General features: G+C 47.4%; 13 protein-coding genes. 6 read left to right on the top strand and 7 right to left on the bottom strand.

Annotation, left to right across the window (positions count from 1 at the left end; genetic code table 11):
• Positions 1–174: 174 nt before the first annotated feature.
• Both ACWQXP_RS05715 and ACWQXP_RS05710 read left to right on the top strand, forming a co-directional pair.
• Positions 175–1,209 carry a cytochrome-c peroxidase gene (locus ACWQXP_RS05715; RefSeq protein ID WP_454061876.1) on the top strand — a complete coding sequence of 345 codons (1,035 nt, stop codon included), beginning with the start codon at positions 175–177 and terminating at the stop codon, positions 1,207–1,209.
• On the top strand, positions 1,206–3,869 hold the full coding sequence (locus ACWQXP_RS05710) for a response regulator (RefSeq protein WP_454061875.1): 2,664 nt from the start codon (positions 1,206–1,208) through the stop codon (positions 3,867–3,869). The genes ACWQXP_RS05715 and ACWQXP_RS05710 overlap by 4 nt, the downstream gene beginning before the upstream one ends.
• Before the next feature lie 32 nt (positions 3,870–3,901).
• On the opposite strand, the gene ACWQXP_RS05705 is transcribed toward ACWQXP_RS05710, so the two are convergent.
• Positions 3,902–4,036, bottom strand: coding sequence for an entericidin A/B family lipoprotein (locus ACWQXP_RS05705; protein ID WP_454061874.1), 135 nt, complete (start codon positions 4,034–4,036; stop codon positions 3,902–3,904).
• A gap of 488 nt (positions 4,037–4,524) precedes the next feature.
• Between ACWQXP_RS05705 and ACWQXP_RS05700 the strand changes: the two genes are divergently transcribed.
• Positions 4,525–4,881 carry a hypothetical protein gene (locus ACWQXP_RS05700; RefSeq protein WP_454061873.1) on the top strand — a complete coding sequence of 119 codons (357 nt, stop codon included), beginning with the start codon at positions 4,525–4,527 and terminating at the stop codon, positions 4,879–4,881.
• Positions 4,882–4,906: 25 nt separating this feature from the next.
• On the opposite strand, the gene ACWQXP_RS05695 is transcribed toward ACWQXP_RS05700, so the two are convergent.
• From ACWQXP_RS05695 to ACWQXP_RS05680, 4 genes are all read right to left on the bottom strand, one after another.
• Positions 4,907–5,152 (bottom strand): hypothetical protein, encoded by a 246-nt coding sequence (locus tag ACWQXP_RS05695; protein ID WP_454061872.1) that lies wholly within the window; start codon positions 5,150–5,152, stop codon positions 4,907–4,909.
• Positions 5,153–5,475: 323 nt separating this feature from the next.
• Positions 5,476–7,983, bottom strand: a complete 2,508-nt coding sequence (gene ligD / locus ACWQXP_RS05690; protein ID WP_454061871.1) for a DNA ligase D — start codon at positions 7,981–7,983, stop codon at positions 5,476–5,478.
• A 3-nt stretch (positions 7,984–7,986) separates the two neighbouring features.
• Positions 7,987–8,862: a non-homologous end joining protein Ku gene (gene ku / locus ACWQXP_RS05685; RefSeq protein ID WP_454061870.1), complete on the bottom strand. Its 876-nt coding sequence runs from the start codon at positions 8,860–8,862 to the stop codon at positions 7,987–7,989.
• A gap of 537 nt (positions 8,863–9,399) precedes the next feature.
• Positions 9,400–11,556, bottom strand: a complete 2,157-nt coding sequence (locus ACWQXP_RS05680; protein WP_454061869.1) for a Tex family protein — start codon at positions 11,554–11,556, stop codon at positions 9,400–9,402.
• Between the two features lie 198 nt (positions 11,557–11,754).
• Between ACWQXP_RS05680 and ACWQXP_RS05675 the strand changes: the two genes are divergently transcribed.
• Complete coding sequence (locus tag ACWQXP_RS05675; protein ID WP_454061868.1) at positions 11,755–12,120, top strand: cupin domain-containing protein; 366 nt, start codon at positions 11,755–11,757, stop codon at positions 12,118–12,120.
• 191 nt (positions 12,121–12,311) lie between these two features.
• Here the strand turns inward: ACWQXP_RS05675 and ACWQXP_RS05670 are convergent, their stop codons facing one another.
• Entirely contained in the window at positions 12,312–12,569 is a 258-nt protein-coding gene (locus tag ACWQXP_RS05670; RefSeq protein WP_454061867.1) for a hypothetical protein, read from the bottom strand.
• A 528-nt stretch (positions 12,570–13,097) separates the two neighbouring features.
• Here ACWQXP_RS05670 and ACWQXP_RS05665 point away from each other — a divergent pair.
• Both ACWQXP_RS05665 and ACWQXP_RS05660 read left to right on the top strand, forming a co-directional pair.
• Complete coding sequence (locus ACWQXP_RS05665) at positions 13,098–13,421, top strand: GYD domain-containing protein (protein ID WP_454061866.1); 324 nt, start codon at positions 13,098–13,100, stop codon at positions 13,419–13,421.
• Between the two features lie 357 nt (positions 13,422–13,778).
• Positions 13,779–14,138 (top strand): hypothetical protein, encoded by a 360-nt coding sequence (locus tag ACWQXP_RS05660; protein ID WP_454061865.1) that lies wholly within the window; start codon positions 13,779–13,781, stop codon positions 14,136–14,138.
• A gap of 505 nt (positions 14,139–14,643) precedes the next feature.
• Here the strand turns inward: ACWQXP_RS05660 and ACWQXP_RS05655 are convergent.
• A complete protein-coding gene (locus tag ACWQXP_RS05655) occupies positions 14,644–15,405 on the bottom strand; it encodes a sterol desaturase family protein (protein ID WP_454061864.1) in 762 nt (253 codons plus the stop codon).
• Positions 15,406–15,467 lie beyond the last annotated feature (62 nt).

The following is a 15,467-nucleotide window of genomic DNA, read 5'->3' as shown; positions in this document are numbered from 1 at the left end:
CACCTCGTTTCACCGTTTTCTCACGCCACGCCATGAAATAGTCTTTATTGGCGGGCTTCTCAATCCGATAACTATAGAGAAGACTATCCAGATTTAAACTGGAACGGTCGGATTTTAACCTATTCATTCTCTTGAATGGCTAGCGATTAAGCCAGAATTGGATATTGAGAATCAATGATGCGCCGTGGTGATGACCTGAAAAGATTCGTGTTTCTTTGGCCTTACCTTCTCTTGGGCGTGAGTCTTGTTCTCAGTGGCTGTAGTCCTGAGTCTACGTCTCAGGATGTTGAGTCCTATCTTGCTGTATCTCTGTCTCTTGACTCCAATAATGATCTAGAGCCGATTCAACCTATTCCGTTAACGATCTCTCTTGACCAACAAAAAGTCAGACTTGGCGACCGTCTCTTTCATGACCCACGATTGTCTCATGACAATACTATTGCCTGTTCCAGTTGCCATGATTTGACGAAAGGGGGAACGGATCAAGCGTACCGTTCTACTGGAATCAAAGGCGCGATTGGCGGCATTAATACTCCAACCGTTTTTAACAGCGGTCTGAATATACGACAGTTTTGGGACGGTCGTGCTAACACGTTAGAAGACCAAATAGACGGTCCCACCCAGCACCCTGCGGAAATGGGTTCCACGTGGCCAGAAATTATTGGCAAATTGCAGCAAGATGAATCATATGCAAAGGATTTCTCCACAATTTACGCCGATGGTATGACTGCCGCAACAATCAAAAATGCGATTGCCACATTTGAGCATTCGCTCCTGACGCCTCATTCGCGGTTTGATCAATATTTACGTGGAGAGCAAGATGCAATCACGTCGTTAGAGAAACGGGGATATGCACTTTTTAAAAATTATGGATGTGTGGCATGTCATCAAGGAGCGAACGTTGGCGGTAATCTCTTTCAACAGTTTGGTCTATTCACTGATAAGGATACTGGGGATGATCGTGTTGACCGTTCTCCAGCTAAGACGGATGATCACGAAAACCATCGCCACATGGTCAAAGTTCCAAGTCTACGAGTGGCAGTCCTCACACCTCCCTACTTTCATGATGGCTCGGCTGCCACGCTTCCAGATGCGGTCAGGAAGATGGCGAGGGTTCAACTGGGACGACATCTTACTGAAAAGGAAATCGCGGCAATTGTCGCCTTTTTGTATACCCTCCCTGGCCAGTATCAGGGCCACGATTTATGAAACGAATTGGCACAAAACATATCTTACTTCTCCTAGGGATGGTTGCGAGTCTCACCTTTCTCTATGTGCAAGTTCAAATGCAGAACTCACAACAACATCATCAACGGATGCTGGTTCTTCAAAAGCTCAATCATTGGGAAAAGACACTCACTCAGGATATTCTGCGAATTCAAACAGGGTTATTGGCTCACTATGATACCTTGAAGACTAATATGCATCAGTTATGGACTGGGTATCATCTTCTCAGTCAAGGCTCATTGGCTATGATCTCGTTAGATGTCCCAGAGTTATCAACTCAGTTAGCGTCCTATGCTCATCGTCTAGAGCAAAAACAGGAACAGCTTCAAAGGTTCACGACAGAATATTCTACGTTGCGTAATTCGTTAATTGTTTTCCCCTTGGTAATGGAGGAACTCCTTATCAAGATGGAACAACAGCGCTTACCGTTGGCCTACACACAGCAGATCGAACAAATATTGAATGATGTATTGTTATATATCAACCGACCGGAGCACTCAAAAACAAAAGAACAGCTCATGGTTCTCTTAACGAAATTTCAAAGCCAAACAGCTGTCGATGGGAGAGTGGTCCAGGAAAAAATGCGTGACGTTTTCGCGCATGTGGATATTATTTTAAGACATCAGGACGTGGTGAATGGCCTGGCACGGAATTTACTTACCTCTGGTTCTGATCGAGTGTTACGGCGCCTCACTCATGATTATGTTGCACATCGGGAGGCCAGTGAACAGGACCGTGAGCGGTATCTGATCGTCATGTATCTTCTTGGTATTCTGTTTATTGGATATGTGGCTTTTTTATTTTTGAGGTTACAATTGTCCACTCAAAGCTTAGATCGCGCGAATAACGATCTTGAACACCGTGTGACAGAACGGACTGAAAAATTAGCTTCCGTCGTAAAGATCTTAGAAGCTGAAGTCTGTGAGCGGGCACGAGCCGAAGAACAGCTCGCCCTGGCTCGTGATAAAGCCTTGGCGGCGATGGAGGCGAAGTCCGAATTTCTGGCCACGATGAGTCATGAAATTCGAACACCGATGAATGGCGTCATTGGTATGACCGGACTTCTGTTAGAAACGCCGTTATCTTCCGAGCAGAAACATTATGCGGAAATTGTTCGATCTTCTGGAGAAATGCTGTTGACGGTGATTAACGATATTCTGGATTTTTCAAAAATCGAATCAGGAAAACTTGAATTTGAAACGATTGATTTTGATTTACGGGTGGCGCTGGAGGAAACGTTAGAAATCCTGGCTGAAAAGGCTGCAACAAAAAAACTAGAGCTTGTCGGGTTAGTTTTTGCCGATGTGCCAAACATCGTGCAGGGTGATCCCGGCCGACTACGTCAAATCCTCATCAATCTGATTGGCAATGCGATTAAATTTACCAATCAGGGAGATGTGACCGTTCAAGCCTTGCACGTCAAAGAAACTCAAGAAGACGTGGTCGTTCGTTTTGAGGTGACCGATACTGGGATTGGGATTGCGCCCGACGCTATTGAACGACTGTTTCAACCGTTTTCTCAGGCGGATAGTTCGACCACTCGGAAATATGGCGGGACAGGGCTCGGGTTGGTGATCAGTAAAAAATTGGTCGAACAAATGGGTGGAGAGATGGGCGTGAAGTCAACGCCAGGCCAAGGGAGTCAGTTTTGGTTTACCATCAGGTTAAGCAAACCACCCTATCGCACAGAGCCGGACACTTATCCGAGCGTATCGTTGCAAGGCGTTCGTGTGTGCTGCATTGACGATCACCCCATTAACCGACTGTTACTGGTTCAATATTGTACCGATTGGGGTATGACGGGGGTTGAGGCCGAGTCTTCAATGGATGCCTTGCAAATGTTACGGTCTGCGGCCCAAGAAGGAAAGCCTTTTGAGCTTGCGATTGTGGATAGGGAAATGCCTGATATGAATGGCATGCTGTTGGCTCAAACGATTAAAGGTGATCCTACGATTGCCGAAACCAAGTTAGTCTTAGTGACCTCGTTGGGCCGACGTGGTGATGCCGCACTGGCCCGTGAAGCTGGGTTTTCAGGATATTTCACCAAGCCAGTACGAAAGTCTCAAATATTGGCATGTTTGGAAATGGTGTTGACCCAAACGCAAACTGGAACTGAGACTTCGGAGAGCGCGTTAATCACCCAATATACGGTACGAGAGAGAGAGGCCCAGCAGAGTGCTCGCATCCTTGTGGCCGACGACTATACGATCAACCAACAACTTGCTGTGCTCATGTTGGAGCGAATTGGCCATCGGGTTGATGTGGTCGCGAATGGTCTTGAAGCGGTCGAGGCACTGTCAAGAAAGTCCTATGATGTGGTGTTAATGGATTGTCAAATGCCAGAAATGGACGGCTATGATGCGACACGGGAAATACGGGCTCGTGAAGCAAGGTCGGAACGCAGTCACACAGAAGAAACAGAGGTTCAAGCAGAAGGAGCCATTGCTAAGAAATGGACACCCATCATTGCCATGACAGCCAATGCTATGCAGGGTGATCGAGAAAAGTGTTTGTCGGCTGGAATGGATGACTACGTGTCGAAACCGCTCAAACGCGATGCGTTAGAAAAAGTCATTGCTCAATGGCTTTCGGCAGACAGGAGTACTTCTGTGAATGAGCGGAACTCCTCAATGTGTGATTAAGGAATTCCGCTATTCCTTGAGCTCAGTATCGTTTAATCAGCAGCATCTTGTACTTCTTCGCCGGCCTCTTGGACATCCTCGCCAGCGCCCTCTAGGGTATTACACCCGGTAGCGAACAACAGTACGGATAGTAGTAACATTCCCCAAATTCCCAACTTTGTCGTCATCGCAATCTCCTTTGGTTATGAATGAAAACGCGAAGCCTGAGCTATGTCATGGCTCGTCACACATTATGGTGCTGTCTGTTTCTACCCGATGTTGATTGTGTGAATCAACTACGCATCAATGCCCTGTGTAAAGAGTCCTACAAGAGAGGCTCAAAAGTACCATGAATAGTGACGACTTTTCCATGAGAATTTTTGCTGGTGAAAAGCTGTCTGATGGAAGGAAGAAGAAGTGTTGAGCTTATGAAGTCATAATCCGATGGTAGCGGCTAGACATCATATTGGTTGTCTGATGATTATGGCCCGATAGATATTTGAGCCGAGTGAGCCTCCCATTTGTCTAGGGAGGTTAGGTGAGCGTCTTTGATACGCTATGATTAGGTTCGCACGTTTGATATGGGTTGTGCGTTCCTGACAGATTTTATCAATCATAAACTGTGAGTTCATGATGCGTAAAAACAAAGTAGTACTCACAAAGAAGGAGGGGATGTATGATTAAGTACTTCGTCATATTACCTGCAGTCATGTTCTCAATTCTTGTTTTGGTATCTAACGCTGTAGCTGAAGAAAAGTCTTCCTCATATGATCCTACTGCTGTGGATCCTTCCAAAGAGGTTCCGGAACACATTCAACGTAATGCTCCTGTCGGCCATGCCCTCACAGGAGATCCGCACGGACCGGGGAGTGAAGTTGAAGAACTGAAAGAAACAGAAATTCTTTCTCCTGATCAGGCAGAGTCTGAACACAGCTCACTGTCAGAGCGTGAACAAAAAAACGTTCCAGACCTCTCAGGCAAGGACCCTGAGAAAAGTATTGAGTCTCAGCGTTCGTCGGATGATGTCAAATAATATTTAGAAAGAGAGGGCCAAATCCTTATGGCGTCTCACCCGGAACGGCTTTCATTGAGCGTGATATATGTTTGCGTGGAATATCGACTTCCATTACAGTCCCTTTCACTTGCTGATTGACGTGGACCACAGGATACGGATCACTCACAAATCGATTGGCGAGCTGATGAAAGCGAAGAGTAATCAGAACACAATTCTTTTCCGAAAATGGATGTGGTAATTTGAGCCCCCGACCATTCACAATAACATCACGATTATGGAGTCGAGACAAGAATTGTCATTCGACAGCAAAGGACTTAGCTTTGTTTGCAAGAACTAATAGGATTTGCCTGTTTCTCTGCGTTAATGATGTCGAGCAAGTCGACCCAATAACTGCAACATGAGGACAGGTTTTGGTCTTCGGGCCGTTTGAGACAATAAGCGGTCTCTCTAAATTTCCCGATGAAGTTAGGAACCCAATTGTGACTGATGTGTCTTCTGGAGCACAGTCATACTCATGAGCGATGCACGTTAGTACGACATCTCACACTAGCAGATTCAGCACTTTCAACGCATTGAAATAAGTTTTCTCGATCAAGATTGTGGCCGATCATCTTAAATATCAGGTAATGTTTGACCTGCAACTCCCCAGTCTTTTAAATCTCCCGTTTCCGCTCGATCGAGTAGTTTTTCTATATCGAAAATCGTAAAGCGATTCGCAGAATGATAATTGTCAAGCTCTTCCCAACCGACGGGCGCGGCCACAGGTCCGCCTTTTCGTGCGCGTGCCGAATAGGGCTGCACTGAAGTCGATCCTCGTTGATTTCTGAGCCAGTCGATAAAAATCTTCCCCTTGCGCTTAGCTTTCGACATCGTCGCGGTGAAACGGTCCGGTTGCTTCTGCGATAGAGCCGAAGCAAAACGTCTAGAAAAATCTTTGACTTCAGCCCATTCGGCCCTAGGAAATAATGGTACGACGACATGAACGCCTTTGCCGCCCGAGAGCATGGCGAAGGATCTGAGTCCGACATCGGCAAGCTGGCGGCGAATTATGTGGGCCGCTTTCTTTACATGATCGAAATTGAGTCCTTCATCGGGATCGAGATCGAAGACCATTCGATCGGGATTTTCGAGTAGATCGATCTTGGCGCCCCAGCCATGGAACTCGATTGTCCCCATCTGCACACAGGCTTGAATGCCAGCAGCATCCTCGACATACAGATACTTCTCTACTTGGCCATTTTTTTCCTTAATCGGCACCTGCCTGACATGCTTGCCAAAGCTCCCTGCATCGTGTTTCTGAAAAAAGCATTTTTTCGCTCGGCCTTGCGGACATCGGACCACGCTCACTGGGCGACGGACAAGCATAGGTAGCATCATGGAGGCTATCGCATGATAGTAGTCCGCGAGATCCCCTTTGGTAGCTTGTATATCAGGAAAGATCACACGATTTCGATTTGATATGGGCACCTCGGTCTCCGTATCTTCGACTTTTTGAGCGGAGGATAGAATTGGTTCAGGCCTGACATCGTTCACATTTTTATCCGGGCGCAAACCAAGAAAGCTTGCATGCCGTATGCGATTCTCAGTGGTGAATTCGGTAAAGGCGATTTCGGCCACCAGTTTGGGCGTGATCCCGTGTGCGTCGCGTGCTTCCTTACTTGGCACTACAGCGGGAAGTGTTTTGCGCGAAAGCTTCGCAAATTGTGTAGCAAGCTCGTTCATCATTTCTTCGTTAAAGCCAGTTCCGGCGCGACCTTTGTACACGAGTTTATCATTCTCATGTTGTGCAAGAAGGAGTGAGCTGAATGCACGCCCCTTCTTGTTGGATTTGCGCCAACCAATAATGACAAATTCTTCACGTTTGGTGCATTTAACCTTGAGCCAGGCCCGTGTTCTTCTATGTCGGTAAGGCGCGTTGGTGCGTTTTGAGATGATGCCTTCCTGTCCAGCCTGACACATCTTTTTAAATAACTTTTCACCGTCGCCGACAATGTGGTCGGCAAAACGAATTGTTGGATTGTCGGGGAGTAAGGCGGCAAGGTGTTCTTTGCGCTCAATGGTGGTGAGATCGGTCAAATCTTTTTGGTTTGCTTCTAATAGGTCGAAGGCAAACAGCATGAACCCACCGTCAGCATTCTTCAAGGCTTGTTGGAGCGCAGAGAAACTTGGGTTGCCACTCTTGTCACGCTTGACAATTTCACCGTCAATCAACGAGGAAGGTAAATCGAGTGCAATAGCTGCTTTGATCAGCTCGCCGAATTTTTCACTCCAGTCAAGCCCCGAGCGGGTATATATTTTTGCTTTGCCTCCGCCGACGGCCAACAGGCAACGATAGCCGTCATATTTGATCTCATGCAACCAAGCAGTGCCGCCCGGCACCGAGTCTGTCAACGTAGCAAGTTGCGGTTTTCGAAATTTTGGTGGAGAACTGTTCGTGGTAGATTTTTTACGATTTGGACTCGCAGTCTTCCTATTAGCCTTGTCTATCGTGCGATCGAATGCGGCTCCCTTCTTGCTTTTAAGCGAGACTTCACCCTCTTTGTCTGCGGCGATTTCGCTCATGCTTCGGCCGGTCTTGATGCTGGTCAACTCGCGTGCAATGAGATCGTCCGATCCGCCGGCATAGCCATCGTCGAGTTTACGTAGTAGCCAGTTTTCACGTTTCTCACGAGGTTTACCGCGCATCTTAATGAGTAGCCATTCTCCTTTCATTCGTTGACCATTGAGAACAACATGAAGATGACCTTTATTGATATCCTTTGCGTGTTTTCCCTGCACCGGTGTCCAAGTACCGATGTCCCAGAGCATGACGGTCCCCCCTCCATATTCACGCTTGGGGATGAGGCCCTCAAATTCGGCATAGGACATTGGATGATCTTCGGTTCTGACGGCAAGACGTTTGTCGTCGGGATTAAGACTCGGCCCTTTGGTTACAGCCCAGCTCTTGAGCACGCCATCCATTTCAAGGCGAAAATCAAAATGCAATCGAGTCGCGTCGTGTTTTTGCACGACAAAACAGTTTCCATCGCCTTTGGCCAGAATGCCCTTCGGTTCGGTGGTATTCGCAAAGTTGCGTCGACGATTGTATTCGGTCAGTGACTGATGCTTGGTGTGGGCCATGGATTACGCCCTTTTGCGCGCCCTAGTCTTATGCCTGGTGGTCTTTGGCTTTTTCGCGGCTCGACGCTTGTTCTTTGGCGAGGCTGTTTTATTACTTTTGCTGATTGATTTTTTGAGTGCGGCCATTAAGTCAATCACATTGTCTCCAGCTGGCGCGCCTTCATCGACATCTTGAAGAATTTTGGCGCCACCCGATTTGCGTTTTTTCTCAATGAGCTCCTTCAAGGCATCGACATAACGGTCATGGAATTTTTTGACATCAAACGGGGCCGTTTTGCTTTTTATCAGCGATTCGGCGAGTGTCAATAATTCAGGGTCTGGTTTTAGATCGTCAATCTCATCAAAATAGCCTTGCACCCGACGTACTTCATCGGCATAGCGTAGCGTTTCAAGCACCAGACCTTTGCCGCAAGGTTTGAGGCTGACGACGTGGTCGGCGCCACGTACGGCCAGCTGACCGAGGCCGACTTTTTTCGTTTTTCGTAGCGCTTCGCGTAAGACTATATAGGCTTCCTCGGCTAGATCGTCGGCCGGGACGACGTAATACGGTTTTTCGTAATAGAGAACGTCGATGTCGTGGGCGTCCACGAACTGGGTCAGTACCAGCGTTTTTTTGTTTTCCAGTTTGACGGCATCAATTTCATCCTGATCAAGGAGCACATAGCTGTCTTTTTCATATTCAAATCCTTTGATGATCTCATCGGAATCAATGGGGCCGATGCCTGGCACAACCTTTTCGTATTTAATACGTTTTCCCGAAGGCTCGTGAATTTGTCGAAAGGAAATTTGAGCGCCACTTTTGGTCGCCGGATAGATCTCGACCGGTATCGACACTAATGCAATCCGAATCTGCCCTGTCCAATATGCTCGTGAAGCCAATAGCAATCTCTCTTATATAGGTGATGATGCAGTCGAAGCCTGATGGTCGTTGCGCCAACTCAATTCTATGTTCATTTATGATGGACGAACGCCTTATAATGAGTATGTGATATCTCGACTCTGAAATCAATTGTTCTTTCGCGGCAACTGATTTGTCCGAGAGAAAAATACGCGACAAATTCAACTGAGACATGTGTTGGAACTGGAAGAATTTGATAGAGGACATGATCGGAATGAAGATCACTCAGAAAAGTGAATTCAATACTTCGTGGCTTTGGAATGGTGCAACAGAATCATTCCAAATGTCAGATAATGACAAAAGATAGACGTGTTCATGACTGTTCACTATGGCAGAGACTTGAAATCGGTAGGTGAATGACAACCGGTGTAATGACGAAATTTTTAACTGCACCCGACGCTCCGCCAGAGCGTGAAAAAAAAACGTTCCAGACCTCTCAGGCAAGGATCCTGAGAAAAGTATTGAGTCTCAGCGTTCATCGGATGATGCCAAATAATATTTAGAAAGAGAGGGCCACGTCATTGTGGCGTCTCACTCGGAAAGGCTTTCATTGAGAGTGAGATACGTTTGCGTGGAATATCGACTTCCATAACGGTCACTTTCACTTGCTGATTGACGTGGACCACCGTGTTTGGATCACTTACAAATCGATTGGCAAGCTGACTGATATGGACGAGGCCATCTTGATGCACGCCGACGTCGACGAACGCCCCAAAGGCTGTCACATTTGTGACGACTCCGGATAGGATCATGCCGGGTTCGACTTGTTCTATGGATTGTACCTTGTCATCAAATTTTACCGGTTCAAATTGCTCGCGTGGATCACGGCCGGGCTTGGCCAATTCGGTCAGAATATCACTTAACGTTGGGATTCCAACTTCTTCTGTGATGTAGCGTTTGATATCAATGTTTTGTTGTCGATCCGTGTCATTCATCAATTCTTTCACGCTGCACCCCAAGTCTTTGGCCATTGCCTGAACGAGAGGATAGCGTTCTGGATGGACTGCGCTGGCATCTAATGGATGCTGCCCTTCGGGAATGCGTAAAAATCCAGCGGCCTGCTCGTACGCTTTGGTTCCCAATCTTGGGACTTTCTTTAATGCCGTCCGGCTTTCAAATGGGCCATATTCTTGTCGATAGGCCACGATATTTGTGGCGAGTTGTGGACCGATGCCGGATACGGCTGTCAGTAGTTGCGGACTGGCCATATTGACGTCCACACCAACACGATTGACACAACTGATGACGATGTCCTGAAGTCTCTGTTTCAAGATGGATTGATCCACATCATGCTGATACTGTCCAACCCCGATAGCTTTGGGATCAATCTTAACAAGTTCGGCTAATGGATCCATCAGCCGCCGTCCGATTGAGACCGCTCCACGTATGGTCACATCTTGATCAGGGAATTCTTCACGAGCGACTGCAGAGGCAGAATATACCGACGCCCCACTTTCATTCACCATGACGATGGGAACATTGGCTGGCAAGGCCAATGCACGAAGAAAGGCTTCGGTCTCTCTTCCGGCTGTTCCATTCCCAATAGCTATGGCCTCAATTTGAAACCGTTTGCAGAGTTCGATCATCGTGTCACCGGCTTTGGTTGCGGCTGTGGTTCCCTGGTGAGGATAGATGGTCTCCATATGACACAGATTCCCTTGCCGATCGAGGCACACGACTTTACAGCCGGTACGAAACCCCGGATCGATCGCCAGTACTGTTTTTTGACCTAACGGTGAGGCCATGAGTAATTGCTGAACGTTTTGTCCAAACACTTCAATGGCTGTCTGATCGGCGCGAGATTTGGTCACGACTCGGGTTTCTGTTTCCATTGAAAGGGATAGGAGACGGGTGAAACTGTCCTGGATAGCCAACGAGACTTGATCTGACGCTGGTCCTTGGCCCTTGAGAAAGAGGCGGTGCAGGCGTGAGAAGGCGGTGGTTTCAGGTACGATGATGCGAAAGGTCAGGAACCCTTCTTGTTCTCCACGTCGCATGGCGAGCACGCGATGGGAGGGTGCGGTTGAGACTGGTTCTTCCCATTCAGCATAATCCCGATACTTACTGCCTTGGACATCTTTGCCTCGCATGCCGGTTGTCTTGAACACCCCTTGGTCCAAATATAGCGCGCGCATCGATGCCCGAGCCTGCTGATCTTCATTAATCCATTCAGCCATGATATCGCGCGCGCCAGCCAATGCATCCTCTCCTGATTCCACTCCCTGGTCGGGGTTGAGATATTTTGCCGTTTCCAGTTCAATATTCAAGTTCGCATCTTGGTCCCAAAGAGCTTGAGCCAGTGTTTCGAGTCCCTTTTCTTTGGCGATCATGGCTCGGGTACGTCGTTTCGGTCGGTATGGTAAATACAAATCCTCTAAATTCGTCATTGTGCTTGCGGCTTCAATCTGACTGCGGAGATCATCTGTGAGCTTACCCTGTTCCTCAAGTGAAGCCAAAATGGCCGTACGGCGTTTGTCTAATTCTCGCAGTTGTGCCATGCGATCTCGAATGGACGTAATGACGACCTCATCTAACCCACCGGTTTTTTCTTTCCGGTAGCGTGCGAGAAACGGTACGGTGGCACCATCATCTAATAGTTCCACTGTCGTTGTGACCTGTTTGCTTGTGATACCTAATTCGGAAGCAATCGTTGTGTTGTGTACATCTGATTTCATGATTTCAAAAGAGCCTTTTGATATAAGGAGGTGGATACGTTCACAACATACCATAGGATGGCTCCAATATGACTCAAAAATTGGTTCATCATGTATTCTAGTGTTTTGTCATTTTTCAGTGAATTCTTGACACATGTAGGTTGACTGACTAGGCTTTCACGCGAACATCATGTGTGAGGATTAAAAGGAGGCCTCCCAATGCCACGATTGATTGAAGACCCTTCGATAATAACCGCTGCTGGGACGAAACCTAAACGCATTGAAGAATATGCGGGGCGAGTCGCAACAAAAGATGAGTCGATCAGTGTGGCGAGGATGGTGTCGCCGCAGGGATGGGTGGAACCGGGGCAGCGTCCAGACTTTACAGAGACCACGGTGGTGTTAAAAGGCATGCTTCGTGTCGAGCATGAGCAGGGAGCATTTGATGTGCTCGAGGGGCAAGCCATTGTGTGTTTGCCAGGAGAATGGGTTCGGTACAGCTCCCCAGAACAGGGTGGGGCGGAATATGTGGCCGTCTGCGTACCCGCCTTTTCCCCAGAAACGGTTCATCGCGATTCGGAATGAGAATGAATCCTATTCCGCTTCTTTGTGAGGTCTGATCAGGTGAAATACGCAGCCTTCACCGTGATGTTCTAGCTTTCTGCTTTTGATGCTGGGTAAGCAAAGGCAGAAGCAACAATCTTTCAGTGACTGTCTCAGCTTGTCAGCATGTGAAGACATCGCCGTAGTAGGCGAGGATGAGTAAAAAGATCTGATCAAAAACTTTCCTGCTCATTTATAAATTGTCGAGCTTTCAGCAGATCGTCTAGCGAACATACCTGTTTTTCAATTAACACGTGCTCAACGGCAGCGATTCGTGCCATGACCTCAGGAAGCATCATGTCGAGTCTTTCGCTGATTGCGTGTATGTCTTCCGCATCGACTTGACGCGGACGAGAGGAAGACGTACGTGCTAGTTTCTTTGCCTGACCTCGTTGTTTCGAACTTTGGGGGGTGGTGTGTTTTGAGGGCATGTCATCCTCCAATGTAAAACCATTTGTTGTGGACTACTTTCGGTTGCCATTCATGCGACCCTGTCTGTCTCACTTCGACGTGAAAGACTATACAAGAGTTCTCTGTGATTTCCCAGAGACTGTGAAAAAGAAACGTGTCAGTCGAACCCAATCAAGTTCCATGCCTCCACGTTTCACTTTGAGGATATTTTGGGAAATGATGAGAACTGTTTTGCTCAGAAAGGCTGTCCATTATGCCTTTGCGTCGTGATCTCTGTTCACGTGGCCGTCATTTGAATTTTGACTCCCTCTTGTTCTTTCATCACACATTCATTTGAGTCCGACACATGTTTGTACCCGAACCTTTGGTGAACCTTTTTCATTTTCGAGGATTATCTGTTGAATGATTTCTGAGTAGCCTACCTATCTCGAGGGGACAGGATCCATAAAAACGCTATCCTTCCTTGTAGTTTTTGTTTAGGATACTCCCACGATCATGTTGATGATCGACCGCTGTCATCATTCTCTTCCATCACCAGGAGGTGTTTCATGGCTATTTACGTCAGTTTAGTGAACTTTACTCACGAAGGATTAAAGACCATGAAGGCCAAAGGTGTCGCACGGTCAGACATGGTGAAAAAGAATGTGGAATCCCTGGGTGGCAAATTGATCCATGCCTATTATTGTTTGGGTGAATATGATGTGGTCGCTATCCTGGAATTTCCGCACAACCGTGCAGCAATGAAGGCCGGGGTCCTCAATGCTTCAATGGGGCATATTCGCATTAAGACGATGCCGGCCGTGTCTCGTGACGAGTGGAAGTCGGTGTTGAAAGAAACGTGGGGGAAATCCACAAAGAAGAAAAGTAAATAAGGGTGCCTCTGGGACGATTCCGATACAGCCGGTCATTCTGGCTTTTCGTTTGATTATTGCCGTCTTGAAGAAGAAGCAACCGGCGTCAAAATTATTCGAGCCCATTTACTTGCTTGACTGTTCACTGACGATCACAAGCCTGTTGTGGAGGATCGTCGCCTTTGGCGACATGAGGAAGCTCTGTGTTCGAGCGCATGGACTAAGCGGATTACTTGTCTCGTCACGTTTCCCTGGACATTTACGCGAGAGGCGAAACTAAGAGCTTTTCCCAGGTTGTCCTTCCGGTAGGTGGATATGGCATACTTGTCCGAATACACAGATTTCAAATCGGTCTATCATTTCCAACGGAGGTGTCTCATGGGACCAACAAAGGCTGTGGTGAAAGATGGCAGTATTTATGACGCGAAAACCGATAAGCTCATTAAAGATGGGTTGAATACTCATCAGGAAATTCAAGACTATGCCAATCATCATTACATTGCCCTGCCTGTCGTGAATAAGGCCTGCGAACCGTGGATGCTAGATGGGCAACCGATTTACTGCTTACGTGGCACCCGATATGAAAACCTCCAAGATGAAGTGCTGCACCTATCGCAATGTCCAGATTGTGGAGGTATGGGCATTCGAGATGACGAACCGATCGTGGAATCTGACTGCATCCGCTGCGTCTCCTGCGGTCATGAGTTTGATGCACGATTGGAGATGATGGAAAGTTAAGTTCCAGTCGGATGAGTTCCCCTCAATTTGGGCTTTCGGTATTTTTCACAAGATCATTGTGTCCAAGAATGAGTCTGCTTGGATAACTCGTCATCCGTTCCTCTTGTCCGTTATCGCGTTATGAATTCTCCCTCTGATCTTTCTTTCACCGAATCACTCAAGAGTACGCAGCGACAGCATTTCTATGAAGGGAATAGACCCATTGCGATTGTAATGATACTCATTGTGTTTCTTGCTCCTCTTGTTGGCGTAATGATGCGTGGTTTATCCGGGGCGGTGTGGGGCGTGGTCCTTTCTGTCTTCGCTTATTATCTTACGCCTTATGTCGTATTTAAATGGCGCTAAGCCAGAATACCATTGGTAGGGCCGTTGAGATTAAAAGACGGCGGGGCAGTGTATTGTGTTGAAAAAAACAAATAGGTGAGATCAACGTGAAGTTTCTAGATTTTTCGGATGAAGAGAGTTTTGGGGAAGCCCTCAAATTGGAAATCGGGGTTGCCCCCCTCTACATCAACGCTTTAGCTTCAGTCTTGACCATTCTTTTGAGTCGATCTCTCTCGCTGACTTGTTCAGGGTTATGAAGTGCTCCTTGACTGCTTGGTTGAATGTTCGGATCTTTCAGGAAGGGCAAGGCCAAGAGATGTGGCCATGTGAGGTGGCCAGGATCTCTATACTGTTCGAGGCCGAGAGGCATATGTTCATGTCCCAGAGAAGGCTGATGTTGGTAGGTCCCAAATGCACGATCCCACCACGATAGATTAAAACCATAATTGCGAGTACTTTCTTCCGATATTACCGAATGATGAATGCGGTGCATGTCCGGCGTGACCACGAGTTTTCTGAGCCAGTGGTCGACCGTCAATGGAATGGTGACATTGCTGTGATTAAACATGGCCGTGGCATTGAGCAACACTTCAAAAATTAATACCACCCCTGGTGAGACACCAACCAGCATAATCGTTCCCATTTTAATGAACAGGGAGATGACCATTTCTCCAGGGTGAAAACGAATGCCGGTGGTGACATCCAGTTCGATATCGGAATGATGAACTTTATGCATGCGCCAGAAGAACGGGACGGAATGAAACAAAACATGCTGTCCGTAAACGACCAGATCGAGGACGAAAAGGGCAAGAAGTCCATCAGCCCATACTGGCAATATCAGATGGTTGAGCAGACCCCAGCCTTCGGCTTCAACGTAAATAGCCGTTCCGATAGCCCCGGACATGAAAAGGACACGCAAAACGAGGACATTGATGACGGACATCGTCAAATTGTTCATCCAGCGTGTTAATTTATCTGAAGGTGTGTGGCGTCGTGGGGTAAGAA

Source organism: Candidatus Nitrospira salsa (genome assembly GCF_965152625.1).
The sequence above is the reverse complement of the archived record's forward strand: the minus strand, read 5'-3'. Positions and strand labels throughout refer to the sequence as shown.